Below are 20965 nucleotides of genomic sequence, written 5' to 3' on the forward strand. Positions count from 1 at the left end.
GCGTCCTTGATCTCTGCCAATGCAGGCAGTCGTGATGTGATGAGTGTCTGACCCGCAGCGCGGGTCAGAGACGTCGCTTGCTTCGGCTCATCTGCAAGGCCGACACGATGATCCCCAGCGACACAAGCCCGATAATGACCGTGGCCAGCGCGTTGACATCGGGGCTGACCCCAAGCCGCACCTTGGAGAATATGACCATCGGCAAGGTCGAGGCACCGGGGCCGGAGACGAAGCTTGCAACCACCAGGTCGTCCAGGCTGAGCGTGAAGGCCAGCAGCCAGGCCGAGACCAGCGCCGGGGCGATCACCGGCAGGGTAACGTCGAAGAAGACCCGCACCGGTTTGGCGCCCAGATCCTGCGCCGCCTCTTCGATGGACATGTCCATGTCCACCAGCCGCGACTGGATGACAACGGCCGCATAGGCCGCCCCGAAGGTGGAATGGGCGATGATGATCGTCATGATGCCACGGTTGCCCGGCCAGCCGATCAGCCCCTGCATGGCAACGAACAGCAGCAGCAGCGACAGGCCGATGATCACCTCGGGCATGACCAGCGGTGCGGTGATCATCATGCTGAGCAGCGACTTGGTGCGGAACTTCGCGAACCGGATCAGCACGAAGGATGCAACGGTTCCGATGGTCACCGCCAGCGACGCCGAGACGAATGCAATCTTGGCACTGACCCACGCGGCTTCAAGGATCTGCGGATCGCGGAGGAGTTCGCCGTACCACTTGGTCGAGAACCCGCCCCAGACCGTCACCAGCTTGCTTTCGTTGAAGCTGAAGATCACCAGCGACAGGATCGGCGCGTAAAGAAAGACAAAGCCGAGGACGCCGGTGATCTTGAGGAATTTGGACCTGCGCTGCATCAGCTTGCTCCTTCATCTGCGGATTGCGCCTTGCGCAGCAACATGATCGGGATCACCAGCACGAAAAGCATGACAATGGCCACCGCCGAGGCAATCGGCCAATCCCGGTTGGAGAAGAATTCGTCCCAGAGCACCCGGCCGATCATCAGCGTGTCGGGTCCGCCCAGAAGCGCCGGGATCACGAATTCGCCGACGGCGGGAATGAAGACCAGCATGCAGCCGGCAATGATCCCGCTGGCGGACAGCGGCAGCGTCACAGTCAGGAACGTGGTGGCAGGCCGCGCGCCAAGGTCTGCCGAGGCTTCCAGATAGGATTGGTCCAGCTTCACCAGGTTGGCGTAAAGCGGCAGGATCATGAACGGCAGGTAGCTGTAGACGATGCCGATATAGACCGCGAAATCGGTCTGCAGCATGATCAGCGGCTCGTCGATGATGCCGGTCCACATCAGGAAATTGTTGATGATGCCGTTGGCCTTGAGAAACCCGATCCAAGCGTAGACCCGCAACAGGAACGAGGTCCAGAATGGCAGCACCACCAGCATCAGCAGCAGGTTGCGCTGGTTTTCCGGCGAACGCGCGATCAGATAGGCCATGGGATAGCCGATCAGCAGCGCGATGAAGGTCGAGATCCCGGCGATCTTGATCGATTCGATATAGGCCGACAGGTAAAGCGGGTCTTCCAGCAGGAACAGGTAGTTGCCGAAGTTCAGGTTGACCGAAAGAACGCCGTCCACCCATTCCCAGACCGGCAGGTACGGCGGTCTGGCGATGGCGGCTTCCGACAGGGAAATCTTGGCGACCACTAGGAACGGGATGAGGAAGAACAGCAGCAGCCAGAGCGTCGGGATCGCGATGACCAGCCCACGTCCGCCCAGGCCCAGCCGTTCCAGCACGCGGCCGATCATCGGGCCGCCGGGCAACCGGCTGCTGGGGCCGGTATCGGGGGCCGCGCTCATGACGCCACCACGACGCCGGCATCGTCGGCCCAGCCGACGAAGACCCTGTCATCCCAGGTCAGGTCGTCGTTGTCGCGGGTCAGGTTCGATTGGGTCACGCGGACCCGTTTGCCGCTGTCCAGGCGCACCTGAAACACCGATGAGTTGCCCATGTAGGCAATCTCGTCGATGGTGCCGGTCACCTTGTTGCGCAGGTCGCTGAGGTTGGATTTGCTGATCCGTACCTTCTCGGGGCGCACGGCAACGGCAAGTTTCTGACCTTCAACACCGCTGATGCCATGCGGCACAAAGATGTCGGCACCCAGCTCCTTTGACGAAATGACCACGTGGTCCTTGCCGTCCTCGATCACCCGTCCGTCGAAGATGTTCACCGACCCGATGAAATCGGCCACGAAACGCGATTGCGGGTATTCGTAGATCTCGTGCGGGGTGCCGGTCTGAACGATCTGGCCTGCGGTCATGACGCCGATGCGGCTTGAAAGCGTCATCGCCTCTTCCTGATCGTGGGTGACCACGACGAAGGTGACGCCAAGGCTTTCCTGGATCTTGATCAATTCGAACTGGGTTTCCTCGCGCAGCTTCTTGTCCAGCGCGCCCAGAGGTTCGTCCAGCATCAGCAGCTTGGGTTTCTTGACCAGCGACCGGGCCAGTGCCACCCGCTGACGCTGACCACCGGACAGTTGGTGCGGCTTGCGGGCCGCGAACTGGTCCATTTGCACCAGGGACAGCATGTCTGTCACGCGCGTGGCGATCTCGTTTTTCGGCAGGCCGTCGCGTTTCAGTCCATAGGCGATGTTCTTTTCCACCGTCATGTGCGGGAACAGCGCGTAGGACTGGAACATCATGTTGGTGGGGCGGGCATACGGCGGGATGCCGGCCTGATCCTGGCCGTCGACAATGATCTGGCCGGATGTGGGGGTTTCAAACCCCGACAGCATCCGCAGAAGCGTGGACTTGCCGCAGCCGGACCCGCCCAGAAGGCAGAAGATCTCGCCCTTGTAGATATCGAGCGAGACGTTGTCGACGGCCGTGAAGGCGCCGAACTTCTTGGTGACATTCTTGATCTGCAGGAATGGCGTCGCGTTGGGATCGGCCCAAGGCTTCACGTCGGTGGTCGGTCGGCCTTCAGACATGGCAGCCCCCTTGGAATTCTGAAATGAGGTGCCGGAGCCCGGTATGGCAAGCTCCGGCAGATGGCATCACTTGCCGGTCTTGATCGTCGTCCAGGCGCGGGTCAGCGACCGGTCATAGCGCGACGAATGCGGCTTGACCGAGAACAGCTTGGCCCGGATGGCATCCGGAGGATAGATGCCGGGATCGTTCTTCACGTCGTCGATCACGAACTCGGTCGCTGCCGTGTTGGGGTTGGCGTAGTAGACGTAGTTGGTGATGTCCGCCACGATCTTCGGCTCGAGGATGAAGTTGATGAACTTCAGCGCATTCTCGGGGTTGGGGGCATCGTCCGGGATCGCCATCATGTCGAACCCGACCTGACCGCCCTCGGCGGGAATCGCGTAGGTCAGGTTGATCCCCTGACCGGCTTCGTTGGCGCGGTCGCGGGCTTGCAGTACATCGCCGGAATAGCCGACCGTAACGCAGATATCACCATTGGCCAGGTCGTTGATATACTGCGACGAATGGAAATAGCGGATGTGCGGGCGCACCGACAGCAACAGTTCGGTGGCCTGTTTCAGATCGCCGCTGTCTTCGGAATTCGGGTCAAGGCCGAGATAGTGCAGCGCGGGCGCCATGATCTCGGACGGGCTGTCCAGAACCGCAATCCCGCAATCGGCCAGCTTGGCGGCGGTGTCCGGGTCGAAGACCATGTCCCAGCTGCCGATCTTATCGGCGTCGATGCGCGATGACACCTCGTCGATGTTGTAGCCCAGACCCACGGTGTACATCATGTACGGCACGCCATAGGTGTTGTCCGGATCGTTGACGGCGATGATCTCCAGGATCTTCGGATCGAGGTTGCCGTAGTTGCTGAGCGCCGCCTTGTCGATTTCCGCATAGACACCGGCCTGCGCCTGACGCGCCAGGAATTCGACCGACGGCACCACGACGTCATAGCCGCTGGAGCCGGTCAGCATCTTGGCTTCCAGAACCTCGTTGCTGTCATAGACATCGTAGTTCACCTTGATGCCGGTCGCGGCTTCGAAGTTCGCGATGGTGTCTTCGGCGACATAGTCCGACCAGTGATAGACGTTAAGCTCGCCTTCCGCCAAGGCCGCGCTGGCGGTCAGGGCAAGTGCAGAGCACGTGATTGCAAGGTTCTTCATAGGTTTCCTCCCTGGAATTCTGAAGATTTCGGTGTCTTAAAGTCCCAACTTGTCGCGCGCCGCGTACCACCACGATCCGACCATCGAATAGGGAACGCGGAACATGCGCCCGCCGGGGAAAGGATACCATGGCACGTTCTCGAAGACGTCGAAACGGGTCAGGTCGCCGTCGATGGCTTCGGACAGGATGCGCCCGAACGTGTGCGATCCGGTGACACCGTGGCCGGAATAGCCATGTGCGAAATAGGTGTTGGCACCGATCCGGCCCATCTGCGGCACGCGGCTGAAGGACAGCGCGAAGTTGCCGCTCCAGGCATAGTCGATCTTCACACCCTTCAGTTGCGGGAACACCTTGTCCATGTTGCCACGCAGTTTGGCTTCGATATCGCGCGGGTCGCTGCCGCCATAGACCGTGCCGCCGCCGAAAAGCAGCCGCTTGTCGCCGGACAGGCGATAGTAATCCAGGATATAGCGGATATCCTCGACACAGACGTCGGTCGGGATCAGCGCATTGGCGCGGTCCTCGCCCAGCGGTTCGGTCGCCATTACCTGCGTTGACACCGGCATCACACGCGATGTCAGCGTCGGGACCACATGGCCGAGATATGCATTGCCACACAGCACCAGCGTCTTGCAGGTCATCGTGCCCTTGGCGGTTGTCACCACAGGCCGGGCGGCCTCGGTATCGACATCCGTGACCGGGGACATCTCGTAGATCGTGCCGCCCAGCTTTTCAAAGGCCGCCGCTTCGCCCAGGGCCAGGTTCAGCGGGTGCATGTGACCCCCGGAATGGTCGATCAGTCCGCCGGCATAAAGGTCGGAATCGATGTGCTTGCGCAGTTGATCCTTGTCCAGCATCTCCTGGTTCTTGATGCCGTAGCTGGCCCAGAGGTTCATCCGGTCTTCCAGCTCGCGCATATGCGCCTTGGTCAGGCCGGTGAAGATGTTGCCATCTTTCAGATCGCATTGGATGTCATAGGTCTTGACCCGCTCGCGGATAATCTCGCCGCCTTCCTGCACCAGACCGGCGACAAAGGTGGCGGTGTCCTGACCATAGCGTTTCTTGATCGTTTGCAGGCTGGCGTTCAGCCCGTTGACGATCTGGCCGCCATTGCGCCCCGACGCGCCCCAGCCGACGCGGGCGCCTTCGATGATCGCGACCTTGTAGCCTTTTTCAACAAGGTGAAGGCCGGTCGACAGCCCGCTGTAGCCCGCGCCGATGATGCAGACGTCGATCTCGTTGCTGCCGGACAGTTCCGGGCGGTCGGGCGAGGCATTGGCCGACGCCGCGTAGTAGCTTGTGGTATGGCTGCCGTCGCCGGCATAGGGGTGCGCCATCGCGTTCATCACACGACCTCCAGATAAGAGTGAATTTCAAAGTCGGTTACATGGCGCGCGAACCGCTGGAGTTCCTGCGCCTTGCATTCCACCAGCATTTTCTGAAGCCGCTTGGAAAAGACCTGGGGCACGTGCTGCCCGCGCTTGAAGGCATCAATCGCACTGGCCCAGTCCAGCGGCAGATACGGCAGATCGCGCTGGTAGACATCGCCGACGATCGGGTCGGCGGGGACCATCTTCTGTTCGATCCCAACAAGCGCGCCGCCAAGAACGCTGGTCAGCATGAGATAGGGGTTGGCGTCCGCGCCCGCGACCCGGTGTTCGATCCGGCGCGCCTTGTGGTTGCCGCCGGGAATACGGATCGCCGCGGTGCGGTTCTCATAGCCCCAAGCGACGCTGGTCGGCGCATGCGCCCCCGGCATCAGGCGACGAAACGAATTCTCGTGCGGTGCGAAGGTCAGGCTGTTTTCCTGCATCGTCGCCAGCAGACCGGCAACGGCATTCAGCATCACGTCGGTGCCCTCTTCGCCGCCGTTGTCAAAGACGTTCTCGCCGGCCTCGTTCACCAGCGAGAAATGCACATGCATGCCGCTGCCGGCCCGGTTGCCATAGGGTTTGGCCATGAAGGTCGCCGCAAAGCCGTGCTTGCGGGCGACGCCGCGCACCAGCCGCTTGAACAGGATCGCATCATCCGCCGCGCGCAGCGGGTCGGCGACATGCATGAGGTTGATCTCGAACTGCCCGGCGCCGTTTTCCGAGATCGCCGCATCGGCGGGAATGCCCTGGGCCGCGCAGGCGTCATAGACATCGTTCAGAAAGCCGTCGAAATGCTGCAACTCGTCGATGGACAGGACGCCATCGGAATCCAGCCGTTTGCCGGTGACCGGCGACAGCGGCGCTTCGGGGCGGTCGCTTGTGGGATCACAGAGATAGAATTCCAGTTCGGTGGCCACCACGGGCGTCAGCCCCAGGGCCTTGTAGCGGTCGACCACGTTCCCCAGCGCGCGGCGGGGATCACCCGCAAACGGCGTGCCGTCCTCTTGCCGCATCCACAGCATCGCCATCGCGGTCGGGCGGTCGGTCCATGTGATCGGCAGAAGGTCACGCCCGGTGAAGTCGCACAGGCCATCGCTGTCGCCGGTTTCGAAGACCAGTTCGCTGCCCTCGATATCCTCGCCCCAGATATCCACGCCGGTGACCGACAGCGGCATCCGGATGCTGCCGTCGATGACCTTGTCGGCCTGATCCACCGGAACCCGTTTGCCGCGCAGGGTGCCGTTCAGATCGCAGACGCAGGCAAAGATCGACTCGATCTCGGGGCGTTCTGCCAGCCATTGGGTCATGTCTTGGTTTGGCATCTTCGGTCCTCGGCGATGGGGCGGGTAATTTGTGATATCATTTATATCTTTTAGATTTCCTTTAGGCCTTGTGTCAACTTTTTTTTCAAATACTATCACAATATGGAATTTCTAAGTGGATAGGGTCATGACCAAGCACCGACAACTGGACGTCCCCGAAATTCCCATGCGGGACGATCTCACCATCCAGGAACATGTCTATGAACGCCTGCGGTATGCGATCATGGTCGGCGCGTTTCCTCCGGGAACCAATCTGACCATGCGCGGCCTGGCCGAAGCGATGGGGCTCAGCCCGACGCCGATCCGCGAGGCGGTGCGTCGGCTGAGTTCGGAACACGCCATCGAAGTGCTGCAGAATCGACGGATGACGGTGCCGGAGATGACGCTAGGACGCTTCGAGGAATTGCTGGCCCTGCGGGTTGCGCTGGAAGTCCACGCGGCAGAGCGATCCCTTCCCTATGTATCTAACATTATTATAGAAAATATGGAATCCATCGACCTGGAGATGGATGCCGCCCTGACCCGAAACGACCTCGACCGGCTGACGATCCTGAACCAGGACTTCCACAGGGCGCTCTACATGACCAACCCGCACCAGGTGTCGATGCCGGTCATCGAAAGTGTGTGGTTGCAGATGGGACCGTTTCAGCGGCAGGTCATCGAGAACGTCAAGGACTACTACAAGGTGGACCGCCACAAGGAGATCCTGGACGCTCTTCGGGCGCGCGATGTGGCGGCACTTGTGATCGCCACCGAAAGCGACATCCGTGAAGGCATGAGCCGCAGCGGGCGCCAGCAACTGACTCAATCCCACCCGGATGGCCACGCGGCCTGATCCAGCGGTGCGGTCGATCGTCGGGTGATTATGCTGCGGTTGCACGGTATATCGCGGCGATACGACGGGGCAGCGTACAGATGCTTGACTTTTTGTGATATCATTAGAATATACGAGATATCATAAAGCTTGAAAGGAGTCGCCCGTGTCTGACCTGTCAAAGATCGACTGGCACGAGAAAGCCGCAGCCCTCAGCATCCGCGGGCAAATGCTGATCGACGGCCAACTGGTGGATGCCGCTTCGGGCAAGACCTTCGCTTCGATCAGCCCGATCGATGGCCGGCACCTCGCGGACGTGGCGTGCGGCGATGTCGAGGATGTCGACAAGGCGGTGTCAGCCGCCCGACGGGCTTTCGAAGATGGCCGCTGGTCCGCGCGTCCGCCGGCCGAGCGCAAGCTGACGCTGCGCCGGTTTGCCGACCTGCTGCGGGCGCACCGCGATGAACTGGCGCTTCTGGAAACCATCGACATGGGCAAGCCGATCGCCGACAGCACCACGATCGATACCCGCGCCGTCGCCAATTGCTTCGACTGGTACGGAGAGGCGATCGACAAGATCTATGATGAGATCGCCCCAACCGCACCGGGCACTGTCGCCATGGTGACCAAGGAACCGCTGGGCGTCGTGGCTGCGGTTGTACCGTGGAACTTCCCGATGGTCATGGCCGCGTGGAAAGTCGCGCCCGCGCTGGCGACCGGGAACTCGGTGATCCTGAAACCGGCCGAACAGTCGTCGCTGTCGGCCATCCGGCTGGCGGAACTGGCGCTGGAAGCCGGCATCCCGCCCGGTGTGTTCAACGTCGTGACCGGCGACGGGCCGGCGGTGGGCCGCGCGCTGGGTCTGCACATGGATGTGGACGGCCTGTTCTTCACCGGCTCGACGCCGGTCGGCAAGTTCTTCATGGAATACTCGGCCCAGTCCAACCTTAAACGGCTTGGCCTGGAACTTGGCGGGAAAAGCCCGAACATCATCCTGTCGAGCTATCGCGACACGGTGCATGCGGCCACGACCTCGGCGCATTCGGCCTTCTTCAATCAGGGCGAGATGTGTACCTGCCCCAGCCGGCTGATTGTCGAACGCGCGATCCACGAGCAGGTCGTCGAAACCCTTGTCGAGATCGCCAAGAGCTATCAGCCGGGCGATCCGCTTGACCCGTCCACCAACATGGGGGCGATGGTGGACGCACGTCACACCGAACGTGTCCTGCAGTTTGTCGACTACGCGGCACAGGATGGTGCCGATCTGGCGACGGGTGGGGCGCGCGTGCGCCAGGAAACCGGTGGGTGCTATATCCAGCCGACGATCTTCGACAACGCGTCCAATGCCATGCGGATCGCGCAGGAGGAAATCTTCGGCCCCATGTTGACGGTGATCCCCGTCGACGGCGTTGACGAAGCCATCAAGGTCGCGAACGACAGTTGCTACGGGCTGGCCTCGGCGGTCTGGACCGACGATCTGTCGACGGCGCACAAGGTGTCGAAGGGCATTCGCGCCGGTCTGGTCTATGTCAACTGCTACGACTGCGATGACCTGACCACACCGTTCGGCGGCTTCAAGGAATCCGGCATCGGGCGGGACAAGTCGCTGCATGCGCTCGACAAGTACGTGGAACTGAAGACCACCTGGATGAACGTTGCCGGCCGGCCCTGAGGGCCGACCGACAACGAGGCTCGGTCTTTCGAGCTGGGGTGTTTTCTGGATGCAAGGGTGCGCGCGTCCCTCAAGGGACAGCGCGAACCCGTCGTGTCAACTCAGTTCCGACCCAGCAGAACGTCCAGCGGCACCGGTGTCGAGATCGTCCACTGGTCCACTTGCGCTGGGGCGCCATCAGTGATCTCGATGATCTGCATTTCCGCCGTGTTCTGGTGGTGAAGCTCGCTGCTGAACGACCGGGGTCCGAAGGCCGTCGGCTCGTTCTGCATCTTCTCAAGCTCTGCCGTGACCTCGGCGCCATCAAGCGTACCGGCCCGTTCCACGGCCTTGGCCCACAGGTCGATCAGGACGTAGCCCGGATAGGCATAGGAGCTTGAAGGCCGCGCGCCTGTCGCCTTTTCATAGGCGAGATTGAAGTCTTCGACTGCGGGGCGCGGATCGTCGCCATAGATCGAACCCTGGACCGGCACCACGAAGCCCGACAGATCCGGCGTTGCATCAAGCCAGTAGGAGCCATCGACCGCCGAGCCGTTGAGGATCAGCGAATTGATGCCTGCAGCCCGGATTTGGCGCACTGCCGAGGCCGCGCCGGGGATATAGGAGCACAGCATGATCACGTCCGGTTCGGTCGGCAGGGCCTTGATCCGGGTGATTTGGCTGGCAATCGAGGCGTCGTCGTTCTTGAAGGTGTCGCGCCCGACGATCTCGGTCCCGTCAAGCTGCGGGAACATCCAGTCAAAGCCGCTGCAGATGCCCTTGTTGTATTCGATGGTGGTGTCCAGCAGCACATAGCCGGTCTTGGCATCGCGCTTGGCGTTGCTCCATTCCGCCATGGTGGCGCCTTGCACCGCAGCCAGCACCGAGCCAGAGAAGGCCAGCGGGCCGACGCCCTGGATCCCGGCCTTCACATCCTCGGCACACAGGAAGAATGACACCATGCCCTCGGCTTCGGCCGAAAGGGCGGCGGGGGCGCCGAAATCATAGTCGCAGCTCACGACCATCATGTCGGCGCCGTCGTCGATCACCTGAAGCCCGGCCTTGGCCGATTGCTGTCGGTCGGTCTTCGTATCGGCCTCGACCCATTGGATCTGCCGCCCGAGCAGCCCGCCGTTGGCGTTGATCTCGTCGATCCGGATCTTGGCGGCGGTGGCCGCGGGTGTGTCGTAGGCTTCCATCCAGCCGGATTTCGCGATTGCGAAACCGATGGTGATGTCGTCGGCCATGGCGGGCAGCGCCAGGGCGGCGACAGCCGATGCAAGTGCAAGTCGTTTCACAGAGATTCTCCTCAGTTGGTGGATTTCGCCCCCACAAGGCGCGATTGACGAAGCCATTGCGGCTTCAATTTGAACTCCTTGCCCGCGGTCAGGCCGTTGGGCCGCACGATCAGAACGACGATCATTGCGATCCCGATCAGGATTTCCTGGCTCCCCGAGGGCAGCGCGAGTTGGGTTTCGTTGATGGAAATGCCCTGCTCGGCCCGCACCAGCAGTTCGATCAGGACCGACAGCAGCAACACACCGACCACGGCGCCCGACAGGCTACCGATGCCGCCGATCACCAGCATCGCCAGCGATATGAAGGTGATGCCAAGGTAGAAACTGTCGGGGTTGAGCACGCCGATGGAGTGGCCCAGCAGCGCGCCGGACACGCCGGTGAAAAAGCCCGAGATCACCAGTGACAGCAGCCGGTGGCGATACATGTTGATGCCGCTGGCCCGCGCGGCGACCTCGTCCTCGCGGGTGGCGCGAAGCGCCAGACCCGAGGCAGAGTTGGCATAGACGTTGGCCGCGACGATGGCAGCCACCGCCCAGCCCAGTGCCACCCAGTGATCGACATAGCGCGGCAGTCCGACGACAGAACTTGTCGCGCCCGTGACCCCTTCCCAGTTGGAATAGACAGTGTTGACGATGGCCAGGAAGGCGAAGGTCGCGATCGAGGCGGCAATGCCCGACAGCCGCAGGATCGCGGCGCCTGACAGAAGTGCGATGAATGCCGCCAAAAGCCCGCCCGCAATGGCCGCCGGCAAGACGTGCCATTGTGCCTGCATCAGCCATTCGGGCAGGTCGGGAAGAAACAGCGCCTTGGATTGCGGCTTCAGCGTCAGCCAGGCCGAACAATAGGCACCGATTGCCATATACCCGGCATGGCCGAAGCTGATCACGCCGGAGTTGCCGACGAAGATCCACAGCGAGACAACCAGCGTCACCCGAACCAGCGTTTCGGCAGCGGTGCGCGCCAGCGATCGGTCTCCGAAGACCGCGACCAGAACGACAAGCCCCACGAGCAGCACGGCAAGGATGAGCGGCGTGGAATAGGACGCCAGGCGGTTGGTTGCGTGTTGCGATCGCATGTCAGACCCTCGGTTTTGCAGATGCGGGAACGAACAGTCCTTGCGGGCGTACCAGCAGGCAGACGATCACCAGCGTGTAGAGAAAGGCGTCGCGGAAGGGCCGCGCTTCAAGCGGCAGCCAGGCCTGCAGCACCACCGAAACGATGCCCACCAGGAACCCCGCCGCCACCGCCCCCGGAAGCGAGCCAAGCCCGCCAAGGACCGTGGCGATGAAGGCCACCAGCATGATCTGGCCGCCCATCCGCACATCGGCCACGCCGGTCTGCGTCACCATGATCAGGGCCACGGCCGCGGCCAGTGCGCCGGACAGGGCAAAGGCACCGGTGATCACCCGGTTGGCCCGCACGCCCAGAAGCCGCGCCATGGTGAAATTCTCTGCCGCCGCGCGCATTTCCAGCCCGATCCGGGACTTCTTGAGCAACAGCGCCAAGCCGGTCACCACCAGCAGCGTCGACAGGATGACGATCAGTTGCAGCAGCGGCACGCTGGCCCCGGCGATATCGACCGGAGTATTCAGTCCCGGCCAGAGGCTGACCGCCTTGGGGCGTCCGCCGTAGGTGGCAAGCAGCGCGTTGCGGATCACGAACCCCAGCGCAAACGAGGCGATCATCATCGCCACCGGATCGGCCTTCCGCAAATGCCGGAAGACGACATATTCGCTGGCCACCGCAATGGCCGCGCCCAAGCCAAGGATCACCGGGATCAGGATCAGGGCCGGGGCCTTGCCCAGGAACATCACTGCCACCGCATCGGTCGATGGCACGATCAGCGCGAAAACGCAGAAGGCGATGTATTCGCCGTGGGCGAAGTTCACCAGTTTCATCACGCCGAAGATCAGCGCGATCCCCAGTGCGGCCATGGCGTACAAGCCGCCAAGCGAGGCGGCATCGAAGAAAAGCTGGGCCAGGTTGCTCATGTCGCGGTCTCCGTCTTTTCCGGGGATTGGCCGAAATAGGCTGCGGCCAGCGCGTCGCGATCGACCATGTCGGCGGCATTGCCTTCGCCCACGATCCGCCCGCCGCGCATCAGCACCATGCGTCCGCCCACCCGCGCGGCGCGCAGCGAGCTTTGCTCGACAATCAACAGCGTCAGACCGCGGTCCTCTTGCAGGGTGCAGAGCGTGTCATAGACCTGGTCCACGATCTTCGGCGCCAGCCCAAGGGACGGTTCGTCCACCATGATCAGCTTGGGGTTGGTCATCAGGGCGCGCCCGATGGCCAGCATCTGTTGCTGCCCGCCCGAAAGCGCCCCTGCCGCTGCGGCGCGCCGTTCGCCCAGGATCGGGAAGTTCGCATAGATTTCGGCGATGTCCTCTTCCACCGCCTCTGCATCGCGGCGCAGACCGGTCCCGACCCGCAGGTTTTCCTCGACGGTCAGGCTGCCGAAGATGTCGCGCCCCTCGGGCACCATGGATATTCCCAGCCGGGCGATGGCCTCGGGGGGGCGTCCGGTCAGCAGATCGCCGTCCAGTTCAATCCGGCCATGGCTTGTTGCCGCCGCGCCGCTGATGGCCTTGAGGAGAGACGACTTGCCAGCCCCGTTGGGGCCCGAGACAAAGACGCGCTCGCCTTCGTCCACATGCAGTGTCAGATCGTTGACCGCCGGCACCTTGCCATAGCGGACGGCGATATCGAAAACACCCAGCTTCGACATCACGCGGCCTCCTGATCGGCGCCGAAATACGCATCGCGCACTTTTTGGCTGGCGGTGATCACGTCGCGGTCACCCGTCTCGATCACCTGCCCGGCGTCGAGCACGTAGATATGTGAACTCACCGACAGGACCAGCCCGACATTGTGTTCGATCAGCAAGACCCCGGTGCCCAACTCGCCGGCCACCCGTGCGATCAGCGCGGCCAGATCCTCGGCTTCGGCCTCGGACATGCCCGCGGCAGGCTCGTCAAGCAGCAGAAAGGCCGGGCCGAACATCAGCGAGCGTGCGATGCCCACCCTGCGTTCATCGGTATAGGGCAGCCCGGCGGCGGGCTTCTCGGCCAGATCGGCCACGCCCATCCAGTTCAGCACCCGCATCGCCTCGACCTCCGAGGCGTGCCGGCTGTGCCCCAGCCCCACCCCGGTCACCGCAAGGTTGTCGAGCACGTCGAGGCCGGTGAACAGACGCCCGGCCTGGAAGGTCCGCGCCACTCCTTCGCGGCGCAGCTCATGTGCGGGATGCGCGGTAACATCCCGGTCCTCCAGCAGGATGCGCCCCTCGGTTGGCGGCTGGAACCCGGTCAGCACATTGACCAGCGTTGTCTTGCCGGCGCCGTTCGGGCCGATCAGCCCATGAACCGCGCCCGGGGTTACGGAAAGCGTCACATCGGTGAGGGCTTTGAACCCGCCGAATGCCACCGTCACCCCGGTCGCCGCCAGGGAGGAACCGTTGTTGCCGCCCGTCCGCACCGCTTACGCCTCGGCCATTTCTTCGGCGGAAGCCGCACGGGTTGCCGGCGCATCTGCCGTCAGGACATAGGTGCCGGTCTCGTGCAGGTTGACCGTCCAGCCCGGCTCAACGACAATCGTGGTGGTCACTTCCTCGATCACCGCAGGGCCTTGCAGCACATCCCCGGCGCCCAGTGCCGAGCCGTCGTAGACCGGCGTCTTGCGGGCCACGCCATCGGCGCTGAACACCATTTCGCGATGGGATTTTACGGCCGAGTCCGATCCGTTTCCTGCGCCGATGTGCATCCGCTCGGGCTTGTCGACCTTGCCGGTGATGGCGCTTTCGACGTTCACCACCTCGACCGCGTTGTGCGGCTCGTCATAGGTGTAAAGCTCCCGGTGACGCGCATGGAACGCGGTCTTGATGTCTTCCAGGGTGGCTTCGGTCACCGCGAAGGGGCCGATTTCCACCGTGCATTCATGCACCTGACCGACGTAACGCATGTCGAGCGTGCGGTGGATCGTGATGTCGCTTTCGCCGAACCCGTCACCGGCAAGATCCTCCCGTCCGCGCGTCTCAAGCCCGTTGAAGAGCCCGTCCAGCGTCTTCGCCGCCTCTGCACCCTGAAGCCGCAGGGGCGCAGGGGCCATGTAGTTGTACTTCACGTCCGAAATGATCTGCCCGTAGGCGCAAAGCCCCGAGGCGAGTTTGGAGATCAGCACCTTGGAAATGCCCATCTCGCGCGCCAGCGCCGTGATATGTGCGCCGGTTGCGCCGCCCGCCCCCATGAGCACGAAATCGCGCGGGTCATAGCCGCGTTCGACCGATACCCGCCGGATCGCGTTCACCATGTTGTTGTTGACGATGGTGAACATGCCGTAAGCGGCCGTTTCCACGCTGATCCCCAGCGGATCGGCCAGATGCGCCTTGATGGCCCCGCGCGCCTTTTCAAGATCAAGCGGCAACCGCCCGCCGACTAGGCCGTCGGCGTTCAGATAGCCCAACACAAGGTTGGCATCGGTCGTCGTCGGCCGGTCGCCCCCCTGGCCATAGCAGGCCGGGCCGGGTTCGGAACCGGCGGATTGCGGCCCCATCTGCATCAGACCCATCTCGTCGATCCACCCGATCGAGCCACCACCCGCGCCCAGGGTTTCCACCTGGATCATCGGAATGCCGATGCGGTAGCGCAGGAAGTCGATGTTCTTGTTGACGTTGGCCTTGCCGTCCTTGGTCAGCGTGATGTCAAACGACGTGCCGCCCATGTCGCAGGTGATGATGTTCTCATCGCCCCAGGGTTTCGCAACATCCAGCGCCGCCTGCGGTGCTGAAGCCGGGCCGGAGTTGATTGCGTATACCGACTGATCGGTCACCACCCTGCCAAGCGCCAGGCCGCCGTTCGACTGGAAATAGCGGACCGGGTGCTTCGATCCGAGTTCCTGGAAATAGGCGTCGATCGCTTCGACATAGCGTTGCAGGATCGGTGCCAGGTAGGCGTTCACGATGGCGGTCGAGGTGCGGGTGTATTCCCGCACCTGCGGATAAAGCTGGCTGCCCACGGTCAGACGCACATCCGGCATCATCTCGCGCACGATTTCGGCGGCACGCATTTCGTGCTCGGGGTGCAGCACCGACCAGACGAAACTGATCGCCACCGATTCCACGCCTTCGGCCAGGAAATAGCGGCAGGCATCACGCACATCGTCTTCGTTCATCGGTGTGCGCACCGATCCGTCCGAGATCACCCGCTCGCGGATTCCCTTCCGCAGGTGGCGCGGCACCAGCATTGTGGCGGGCGGATACTCGGGGTCGTAACGATACCCGTCTTCCTTGTGCCCCAGCCGGATTTCAATCGAATCCGCGTGACCCTGGGTGGCGATCAGGCCGGTCTTGGCCCCGGTATGGGTGATCAGCGCATTGAGACCCACGGTGGTCCCGTTGATGCAGAGATCCGAGTTCGACACGATCTCTTCGGCGCTCAGACCGGTTTCTTCCGCGATCAGGGCCAGCCCGTTGCGGATGGCCTTGGTGGGTTCGGTAGGGGTCGAGAGCACCTTGAAGATCTGCACCGCGCCACCCGACTCCGCGAGGATGAAATCGGTGAAAGTGCCGCCGGCGTCGATGCCCAGACGATATTTGCTACGCATGAGGATAATCCTTTTGTGTCAGAAGCTTCAGGCCGCCGAGCGGGCCTTGGCCGTGGCGGCTTCGTCCACGGTCAGCGTTTCGGGGTCGGCGATGACCACGCCGTAGTCGAGCCTTGCGCCCTCGATCGAGACGAGCCCGTTGCGGATATCGGACACCACCTTCTGCACCTCGCGTTCGAACGGGTTGCCATAGCCCCCGCCGCCGGGGTTGAGGTTGGCGGCCCGTTCGCCGGGGCGGATGGTTTCGATGACGTTGTCGGTGATGATCCGGGTCTCGCCCTCGCGGGTCAGTTCCAGACGGCCGACCTTCTTTTCGACCATCGCGGATTTCGCCCCGGCAGCGCCCATCGCCGGAATGCGGCGGCCTTCGCCGAATGTAATCAGCGTCATGTCGCGGTCGAGCGGTTCCACTTCCCAGCGGGTGCCGGATCCTCCGCGGAACTTTCCCGCGCCGCCGCTGTCGGTCATCAGGCCGTATTCATGGATGATGATGGGGTAGGAATGCTCCAGCATCTCGATATCGCCCGAGGTCAGGGCCCCGAAGCAGCACTCCGGTCCGCAGGCGTGCCAGCCGTCCTGGCTTGCCGTGGCGCCGGCGCCCGAGATGATCGAGGCCAGAACCATGGTCACGTATTCCTCGTCGTGGCGGGTGTCCCAACCGGCGATGTTGCATCCGTTCGCATGGCCCCAGGATGCCGACACCTTGTCCGGCGCGGCCTGTTCGAAGGCCAGCCGCACCGCGTCGGTCAGCGTTTCCATCGGTGTGGTGGTACAGTTCATGTGCGGCGCGGGGGGCTTGGCGTTGCACAGCGTGCCCCTTGGCCCCATGTCCACCGTCACGTTGCGGTAAAGCCCTTCGTTGTAGGGCGGCGGCAACTGCGCGAACATCATCAGCCCGAGGTAGACGCCAGAGTAGGAATTGCCCTCGTAGGAGTTGATGAAATAGGGGATCTGCGGCGGGCTTTCGATCTCGATATGGCAGGTCTCGCCCTTGATCGTGACCGTTGCGGTGATGTCGAAGTCGCCAAAGCCGTGGCCCGCGTCTTCCAGCACGGCCGTGCCCGAATAGGTCCCGTCCGGCACCTTGGCGATCAGGCCCGACATGTGACGGTTGGCCATCGACAGAAGCTCTTCGATGCAGTCCTGAACGACCTCCTTGCCGTATTTGTCCAGCAGGGCAATCAGGTTGCGCGCGCCGACCTGGCAGGCGCCGATCAGGGCGTTGAAATCGCCCTCCTGGTCGCGGCGCGCCCGCATGTTGGTCAGCAACAGGTTCAGAACGTCGTTGCGCGGCGCGCCCTTGTCCCAGATCTTCACCGGGGGAATGCGCAGGCCTTCGGCGAAAATTTCCTTGGCCTCGGGGTTGTAGCCCGCGGGAACCGGACCCCCGATGTCGGTCAGGTGGCCCTTGCAGACGGTCCAGAACACCAGTTCGCCGTGATAGAACACCGGGTAGTACATGCAGGTGTCGATGATGTGCGACCCGGCATAGTCGGGGTCGTTGTGCAGGATCAGGTCGCCTTCGTTGATGTCGCCTTCAAAGAACTTGTCGACCGCCTTCATCGCCGGAATGAGCGATCCCAGGTGGATCGGAATGTCCTGACCCTGCAGGATCATTTCGGGCGTGTGGTTGAACAGCGCCGTCGAATAATCGTGCGCCAGGTTGAAGACCGAGCTGCGCGCGGTCTTTTCAAGCGCCATCGTCATCTCGCGCTGGGTGGTTTCAAGAACGCCTCTCACCACTGAAAGCGTGATCGGGTCGACTTGTCGTTCTGCCATGATTTCCGGTCCTCTGCTTGGGTGCAGACCGGCGCCATACGGGGGGGCAAACAGACCCTTCCGATCCGGCGCGCTCCTCCTGCACGTCGATCTGCCAAACAGGTTTGCCGGGATCGCGATTCCGGTCTTGACGATCCGCGCACAACGACTTGGCGCACGGCGCAGGAAAATTTGTCAGCCCGTGCAGGAAGAGTTGACGCAGAGCGCACAACGCCCGTTTTTCTTTTGGTCAACCGGGTTCCGTCACGTAAGAAGTCGAAGGGGGAGATTTTCATGACAGCTGCGTTCCGCTTTTCAACCGGCGCGACAGAGCCGCAGCATCGTTCCAGCAAATGGAACCAGGTGGTGTCGGAAGCCTATTTTCCGCTGGAACTGCAGTTCCGCGATCCGGTGCGATTCAACGGCGAACTGGCCCGGGCCAGACTTGGCCATGTGGGCCTGTCCCGGCTGACCTCGGACCCGGCGAATTACGAGCGTCGCCGTTCGCACATTCGTGACGCACAGGATGAGGAATACCTCATCACCATGCCACGCGCCACGTCGGTCGAATTTCGGCAGTTGGGCCGTGACGTGCGCTGCGATCCCGGCGGCTTCATCATCGAACGCGGCGACGAACCCTATCGCTTTCTCTATGAACGGCCCAACGATCTTTATGTCCTGAAGGTCAGCCGCAAGGCGCTGGCCGAACGGGTGCGGCAGCCGGATCGATTCTGCGCCCGTGTGATCGACGCCACCACCGGAACGGCGGGTCTGTTTGCGACCATGGTCAGCCAGGCACAGAGCCAGATCGACGATCTGACACCGGATGCGCGCGAAACCATCGGCCGCCAGTTGCTGGAACTGCTGGGTCTTGCGCTCAACGACGCGTCGAACGCCTGTGAAAGCGGCTATTCCTCGGTGCGCGCCGCGCATATCGCGCGGGTCGAGAAATTCATCCGGGCCAACCTGAAAGACCCCAATCTTTCCCCGGATCGCATCGCCGATGCCTGCGGCATCTCAAAGCGCTACCTGCATGACCTGTTCAAGGACGTGAACGGCACGGTCAGCCAGCAGATCCGCGATCAGCGGCTGGTGGTGGCGCGTGACCGGCTTCAGGCGTCACGCGATCTGTCGATTTCCGAAGTTGCCTACCGGTTCGGTTTCGCCGACCAGGCGCAGTTCTCGCGGCTGTTCAAGGCCAAGTTCAAGACCACGCCGTCGGAGTTCCAGCGCAACGCCTTCCAGCATCCCGGTTGATCTCGCAGCCACGCGACCCATCCTTGCGCTGCAACGGCTTGTGACAAGCGGTTGCCGGGCCATGCGTTCGGAACGGATGTCGCGCTGCGAAGGCCGTCAGACCCCTTTGACGATCACCCGGCTGTTCGGGCGCAGGCGGGGCAACAGCCAGCGCAGATCATCGCGGGCAAAGGCCACGCAGCCCTCGGTCGGATGCCGGGGCTTGCGCCACTGGTGCAGGAAGATCGCCGAACCGTGCCCCGGCGTCGCCTCGGGCCAGTTCCAGTCGGTCAGCAGCACCGCATCATACAAGGGATCGGTGCGGCGCAGGCATTCATGGCTGGCGGCGTAGGGTGCGCGCACCAGCGTGTTGTAGGCCGCGTCGTGCAGGTCGTCCGACCACAGGTCGCCGGGCCGGATCGGGACGGCCCAGGCGGCGGGCCGGATCATCCGGTCCGGCCGGTAGAGCAGCCCGACAATGCGGTGTGTCCCGCGCGGCGTGGCGCCGTCGCCTTCGCGCTTGGCCGCGCTCAGCCCGCCCTTGCCGATGGCACAGGGCAGGCGGCGCCCGGCAAGTCGCGCGCCCCAGCGGGTAACGACCAGATCGTCAGGGTTCACAGAAGATGTCCGGATTTCGCGGCCTTGGTGTCCAGATAGGCGGCGTTATGGGCACCGCGTCCAACCTGCAACGGCACCCGCTCCACCACCGCGATGCCGCAGTTTTCCAGCATAGCCACCTTGCGCGGGTTGTTGGTCAGCAGCCGGGCCTGTTTGAACCCCAGACGTTTCAGCAGGGCGGCACCGATGCGGAAATCACGCTCGTCATCCTCGAACCCCAGCCGGTGATTGGCCTGCACCGTGTCGAACCCCTGGTCCTGAAGCGAATAGGCGCGCATCTTGTTGGCCAGCCCGATGCCGCGACCCTCCTGGTTCAGGTAGAGCAGCACGCCCGCGCCCTCGACCCCCATCTGCGCCAGCGCGCCGCGCAACTGCGGCCCGCAATCGCATTTCAGCGAGCCCAGAACATCGCCGGTGAAGCAGGCCGAATGCAGCCGCGCCAGCACCGGCTTGTCGCGGTCGGGCTTGCCGATCTCGATGGCGTAATGCTCCTCGCCGCCATCCTCGGGGCGGAAGATGTGCAACCGGCCAGCCTCGGCTGCCGCCATCGGCAGGCGGGCATGAACCACCGGATGCTGCGGGCTGCTTTCCAGCGCGGCTTGCGAAACCGCCGCCACCGGCAGGGCGGTCAGCCCGGCATTGGCGGCCAGCACGGCGGCGTGCTCCAGTTCCACCACCACGGCGGCGGGCAGAAGCTGAGCCTCCTTGCACAGGCGCAGGGCAGCGCGGGCGAAGGCGGCGTCCCCTTCGCGGCGGCTTTTCAGCGGGCCTTTCATCGGCATCGCCAGATCGTCGGCGGGATCGGCCAGCGCCTGGATCCAGTCCAGCCCCAGCGTTTCGGGCAACTCCACCCGCGCCAGATCGCCGTCATAGGCGCGGGCTTTCAGGGTCTCGGCCCGCCGCGCGGTCAGCGCCACGACCGGTGTTCCCAGCTTGCGCGCCGCCGAAAGCCGCGCGCCATTCAGGGTTTCGGCTGAAAGAACCAGCGCGCCAAGCCCATCGGGCTGTAACAATACGACCCCGACGCCCATACGCAAATCAGCCCGCGCACGGGCCATCAATTCCCGGCTATCTGGTGCCAGTGTCACGATAATTGTCCTTTGCCGCCGCTTCGGGGATCGGTTGAAACATGGCTCGCGGGGCGACACGTCCCTGTGAGACCAGTGTTGCATATCTTGTCGCAGAG

18 protein-coding genes are annotated in these 20965 nt (G+C 63.1%); 3 read left to right on the forward strand and 15 right to left on the reverse strand.

Translation table 11 applies throughout. The features are described from left to right. Nucleotides 1-64: 64 nt before the first annotated feature. The 6 genes from ACP15K_RS12675 to ACP15K_RS12700 all read right to left on the reverse strand — a co-directional run bounded on the left by ACP15K_RS12675 (nucleotide 65) and on the right by ACP15K_RS12700 (nucleotide 6787). Nucleotides 65-868 (reverse strand): ABC transporter permease subunit, encoded by an 804-nt coding sequence (locus ACP15K_RS12675; RefSeq protein WP_193143136.1) that lies wholly within the window; start codon nucleotides 866-868, stop codon nucleotides 65-67. Next, the gene (locus ACP15K_RS12680) at nucleotides 868-1773 is read right to left on the reverse strand and encodes an ABC transporter permease subunit (protein ID WP_226926089.1); all 906 of its coding nucleotides are present in this window, start codon (nucleotides 1771-1773) and stop codon (nucleotides 868-870) included. The genes ACP15K_RS12675 and ACP15K_RS12680 overlap by 1 nt, the downstream gene beginning before the upstream one ends. Nucleotides 1774-1820: 47 nt before the next feature. Beyond that, the gene (locus ACP15K_RS12685) at nucleotides 1821-2957 is read right to left on the reverse strand and encodes an ABC transporter ATP-binding protein (protein WP_193143138.1); all 1137 of its coding nucleotides are present in this window, start codon (nucleotides 2955-2957) and stop codon (nucleotides 1821-1823) included. Between the two features lie 66 nt (nucleotides 2958-3023). Beyond that, the gene (locus ACP15K_RS12690) at nucleotides 3024-4106 is read right to left on the reverse strand and encodes a polyamine ABC transporter substrate-binding protein (RefSeq protein ID WP_424990682.1); all 1083 of its coding nucleotides are present in this window, start codon (nucleotides 4104-4106) and stop codon (nucleotides 3024-3026) included. A gap of 36 nt (nucleotides 4107-4142) precedes the next feature. Further along, nucleotides 4143-5453, reverse strand: a complete 1311-nt coding sequence (locus ACP15K_RS12695) for an NAD(P)/FAD-dependent oxidoreductase (protein WP_193143140.1) — start codon at nucleotides 5451-5453, stop codon at nucleotides 4143-4145. After that, nucleotides 5453-6787, reverse strand: a complete 1335-nt coding sequence (locus ACP15K_RS12700) for a glutamine synthetase family protein (protein ID WP_424990683.1) — start codon at nucleotides 6785-6787, stop codon at nucleotides 5453-5455. The genes ACP15K_RS12695 and ACP15K_RS12700 overlap by 1 nt, the downstream gene beginning before the upstream one ends. Nucleotides 6788-6929: 142 nt before the next feature. On the opposite strand from ACP15K_RS12700, the gene ACP15K_RS12705 reads away from it, so the two are divergent. Both ACP15K_RS12705 and ACP15K_RS12710 read left to right on the forward strand, forming a co-directional pair. Further along, on the forward strand, nucleotides 6930-7637 hold the full coding sequence (locus ACP15K_RS12705; protein ID WP_193143142.1) for a GntR family transcriptional regulator: 708 nt from the start codon (nucleotides 6930-6932) through the stop codon (nucleotides 7635-7637). Nucleotides 7638-7782: 145 nt separating this feature from the next. Next, nucleotides 7783-9288, forward strand: coding sequence for an aldehyde dehydrogenase (locus ACP15K_RS12710; RefSeq protein WP_394355484.1), 1506 nt, complete (start codon nucleotides 7783-7785; stop codon nucleotides 9286-9288). A gap of 101 nt (nucleotides 9289-9389) precedes the next feature. Here ACP15K_RS12710 and ACP15K_RS12715 read toward each other — a convergent pair whose 3' ends face one another. From ACP15K_RS12715 to ACP15K_RS12745, 7 genes are read right to left on the reverse strand one after another with little or no spacing between them, the layout of a single operon-like run. Continuing rightward, the gene (locus ACP15K_RS12715; RefSeq protein ID WP_319022498.1) at nucleotides 9390-10565 is read right to left on the reverse strand and encodes an ABC transporter substrate-binding protein; all 1176 of its coding nucleotides are present in this window, start codon (nucleotides 10563-10565) and stop codon (nucleotides 9390-9392) included. Nucleotides 10566-10576: 11 nt separating this feature from the next. Continuing rightward, on the reverse strand, nucleotides 10577-11641 hold the full coding sequence (locus ACP15K_RS12720; RefSeq protein WP_193143143.1) for a branched-chain amino acid ABC transporter permease: 1065 nt from the start codon (nucleotides 11639-11641) through the stop codon (nucleotides 10577-10579). 1 nt (nucleotide 11642) lies between these two features. Beyond that, nucleotides 11643-12557 (reverse strand): branched-chain amino acid ABC transporter permease, encoded by a 915-nt coding sequence (locus ACP15K_RS12725; RefSeq protein WP_193143144.1) that lies wholly within the window; start codon nucleotides 12555-12557, stop codon nucleotides 11643-11645. Next, the gene (locus ACP15K_RS12730) at nucleotides 12554-13294 is read right to left on the reverse strand and encodes an ABC transporter ATP-binding protein (RefSeq protein ID WP_193143145.1); all 741 of its coding nucleotides are present in this window, start codon (nucleotides 13292-13294) and stop codon (nucleotides 12554-12556) included. Before ACP15K_RS12730 ends, ACP15K_RS12725 begins: the two co-directional genes overlap by 4 nt. Next, nucleotides 13294-13998, reverse strand: coding sequence for an ABC transporter ATP-binding protein (locus ACP15K_RS12735; RefSeq protein WP_319022499.1), 705 nt, complete (start codon nucleotides 13996-13998; stop codon nucleotides 13294-13296). Before ACP15K_RS12735 ends, ACP15K_RS12730 begins: the two co-directional genes overlap by 1 nt. A 48-nt stretch (nucleotides 13999-14046) precedes the next feature. Then, on the reverse strand, nucleotides 14047-16167 hold the full coding sequence (locus ACP15K_RS12740) for a hydantoinase/oxoprolinase family protein (protein ID WP_193143147.1): 2121 nt from the start codon (nucleotides 16165-16167) through the stop codon (nucleotides 14047-14049). 27 nt (nucleotides 16168-16194) lie between these two features. Further along, complete coding sequence (locus tag ACP15K_RS12745; RefSeq protein ID WP_193143148.1) at nucleotides 16195-17946, reverse strand: hydantoinase B/oxoprolinase family protein; 1752 nt, start codon at nucleotides 17944-17946, stop codon at nucleotides 16195-16197. 273 nt (nucleotides 17947-18219) lie between these two features. Between ACP15K_RS12745 and ACP15K_RS12750 the strand changes: the two genes are divergently transcribed. Beyond that, complete coding sequence (locus tag ACP15K_RS12750; protein ID WP_193143149.1) at nucleotides 18220-19182, forward strand: helix-turn-helix domain-containing protein; 963 nt, start codon at nucleotides 18220-18222, stop codon at nucleotides 19180-19182. 96 nt (nucleotides 19183-19278) lie between these two features. On the opposite strand, the gene ACP15K_RS12755 is transcribed toward ACP15K_RS12750, so the two are convergent. Together ACP15K_RS12755 and ribA are read right to left on the reverse strand one after the other, a co-directional pair. Next, nucleotides 19279-19779, reverse strand: coding sequence for a L,D-transpeptidase family protein (locus tag ACP15K_RS12755; RefSeq protein WP_193143150.1), 501 nt, complete (start codon nucleotides 19777-19779; stop codon nucleotides 19279-19281). After that, nucleotides 19776-20867, reverse strand: coding sequence for a GTP cyclohydrolase II (gene ribA / locus ACP15K_RS12760; RefSeq protein ID WP_319022500.1), 1092 nt, complete (start codon nucleotides 20865-20867; stop codon nucleotides 19776-19778). The genes ACP15K_RS12755 and ribA overlap by 4 nt, the downstream gene beginning before the upstream one ends. Between the last annotated feature and the right edge of the window lie 98 nt (nucleotides 20868-20965).

It is taken from the genome of Fluviibacterium sp. S390, assembly GCF_049800695.1.
Taxonomy (GTDB): domain Bacteria; phylum Pseudomonadota; class Alphaproteobacteria; order Rhodobacterales; family Rhodobacteraceae; genus Meridianimarinicoccus.

Excerpts from the sequence above, each read along its gene's own strand:
- ACP15K_RS12740 (WP_193143147.1), bottom strand. The coding sequence starts at position 16,167 with ATGCGTAGCAAATATCGTCTGGGCATCGACGCCGGCGGCACTTTCACC.
- ACP15K_RS12685 (WP_193143138.1), bottom strand. The coding sequence starts at position 2,957 with ATGTCTGAAGGCCGACCGACCACCGACGTGAAGCCTTGGGCCGATCCC.
- ACP15K_RS12690 (WP_424990682.1), bottom strand. The coding sequence starts at position 4,106 with ATGAAGAACCTTGCAATCACGTGCTCTGCACTTGCCCTGACCGCCAGC.
- ACP15K_RS12680 (WP_226926089.1), bottom strand. The coding sequence starts at position 1,773 with ATGATCGGCCGCGTGCTGGAACGGCTGGGCCTGGGCGGACGTGGGCTG.
- ACP15K_RS12720 (WP_193143143.1), bottom strand. The coding sequence starts at position 11,641 with ATGCGATCGCAACACGCAACCAACCGCCTGGCGTCCTATTCCACGCCG.
- ACP15K_RS12695 (WP_193143140.1), bottom strand. The coding sequence starts at position 5,453 with ATGAACGCGATGGCGCACCCCTATGCCGGCGACGGCAGCCATACCACA.
- ACP15K_RS12700 (WP_424990683.1), bottom strand. The coding sequence starts at position 6,787 with ATGACCCAATGGCTGGCAGAACGCCCCGAGATCGAGTCGATCTTTGCC.
- ACP15K_RS12675 (WP_193143136.1), bottom strand. The coding sequence starts at position 868 with ATGCAGCGCAGGTCCAAATTCCTCAAGATCACCGGCGTCCTCGGCTTT.
- ACP15K_RS12705 (WP_193143142.1), top strand. The coding sequence starts at position 6,930 with ATGACCAAGCACCGACAACTGGACGTCCCCGAAATTCCCATGCGGGAC.
- ACP15K_RS12725 (WP_193143144.1), bottom strand. The coding sequence starts at position 12,557 with ATGAGCAACCTGGCCCAGCTTTTCTTCGATGCCGCCTCGCTTGGCGGC.
- ACP15K_RS12750 (WP_193143149.1), top strand. The coding sequence starts at position 18,220 with ATGACAGCTGCGTTCCGCTTTTCAACCGGCGCGACAGAGCCGCAGCAT.
- ACP15K_RS12730 (WP_193143145.1), bottom strand. The coding sequence starts at position 13,294 with ATGTCGAAGCTGGGTGTTTTCGATATCGCCGTCCGCTATGGCAAGGTG.
- ACP15K_RS12745 (WP_193143148.1), bottom strand. The coding sequence starts at position 17,946 with ATGGCAGAACGACAAGTCGACCCGATCACGCTTTCAGTGGTGAGAGGC.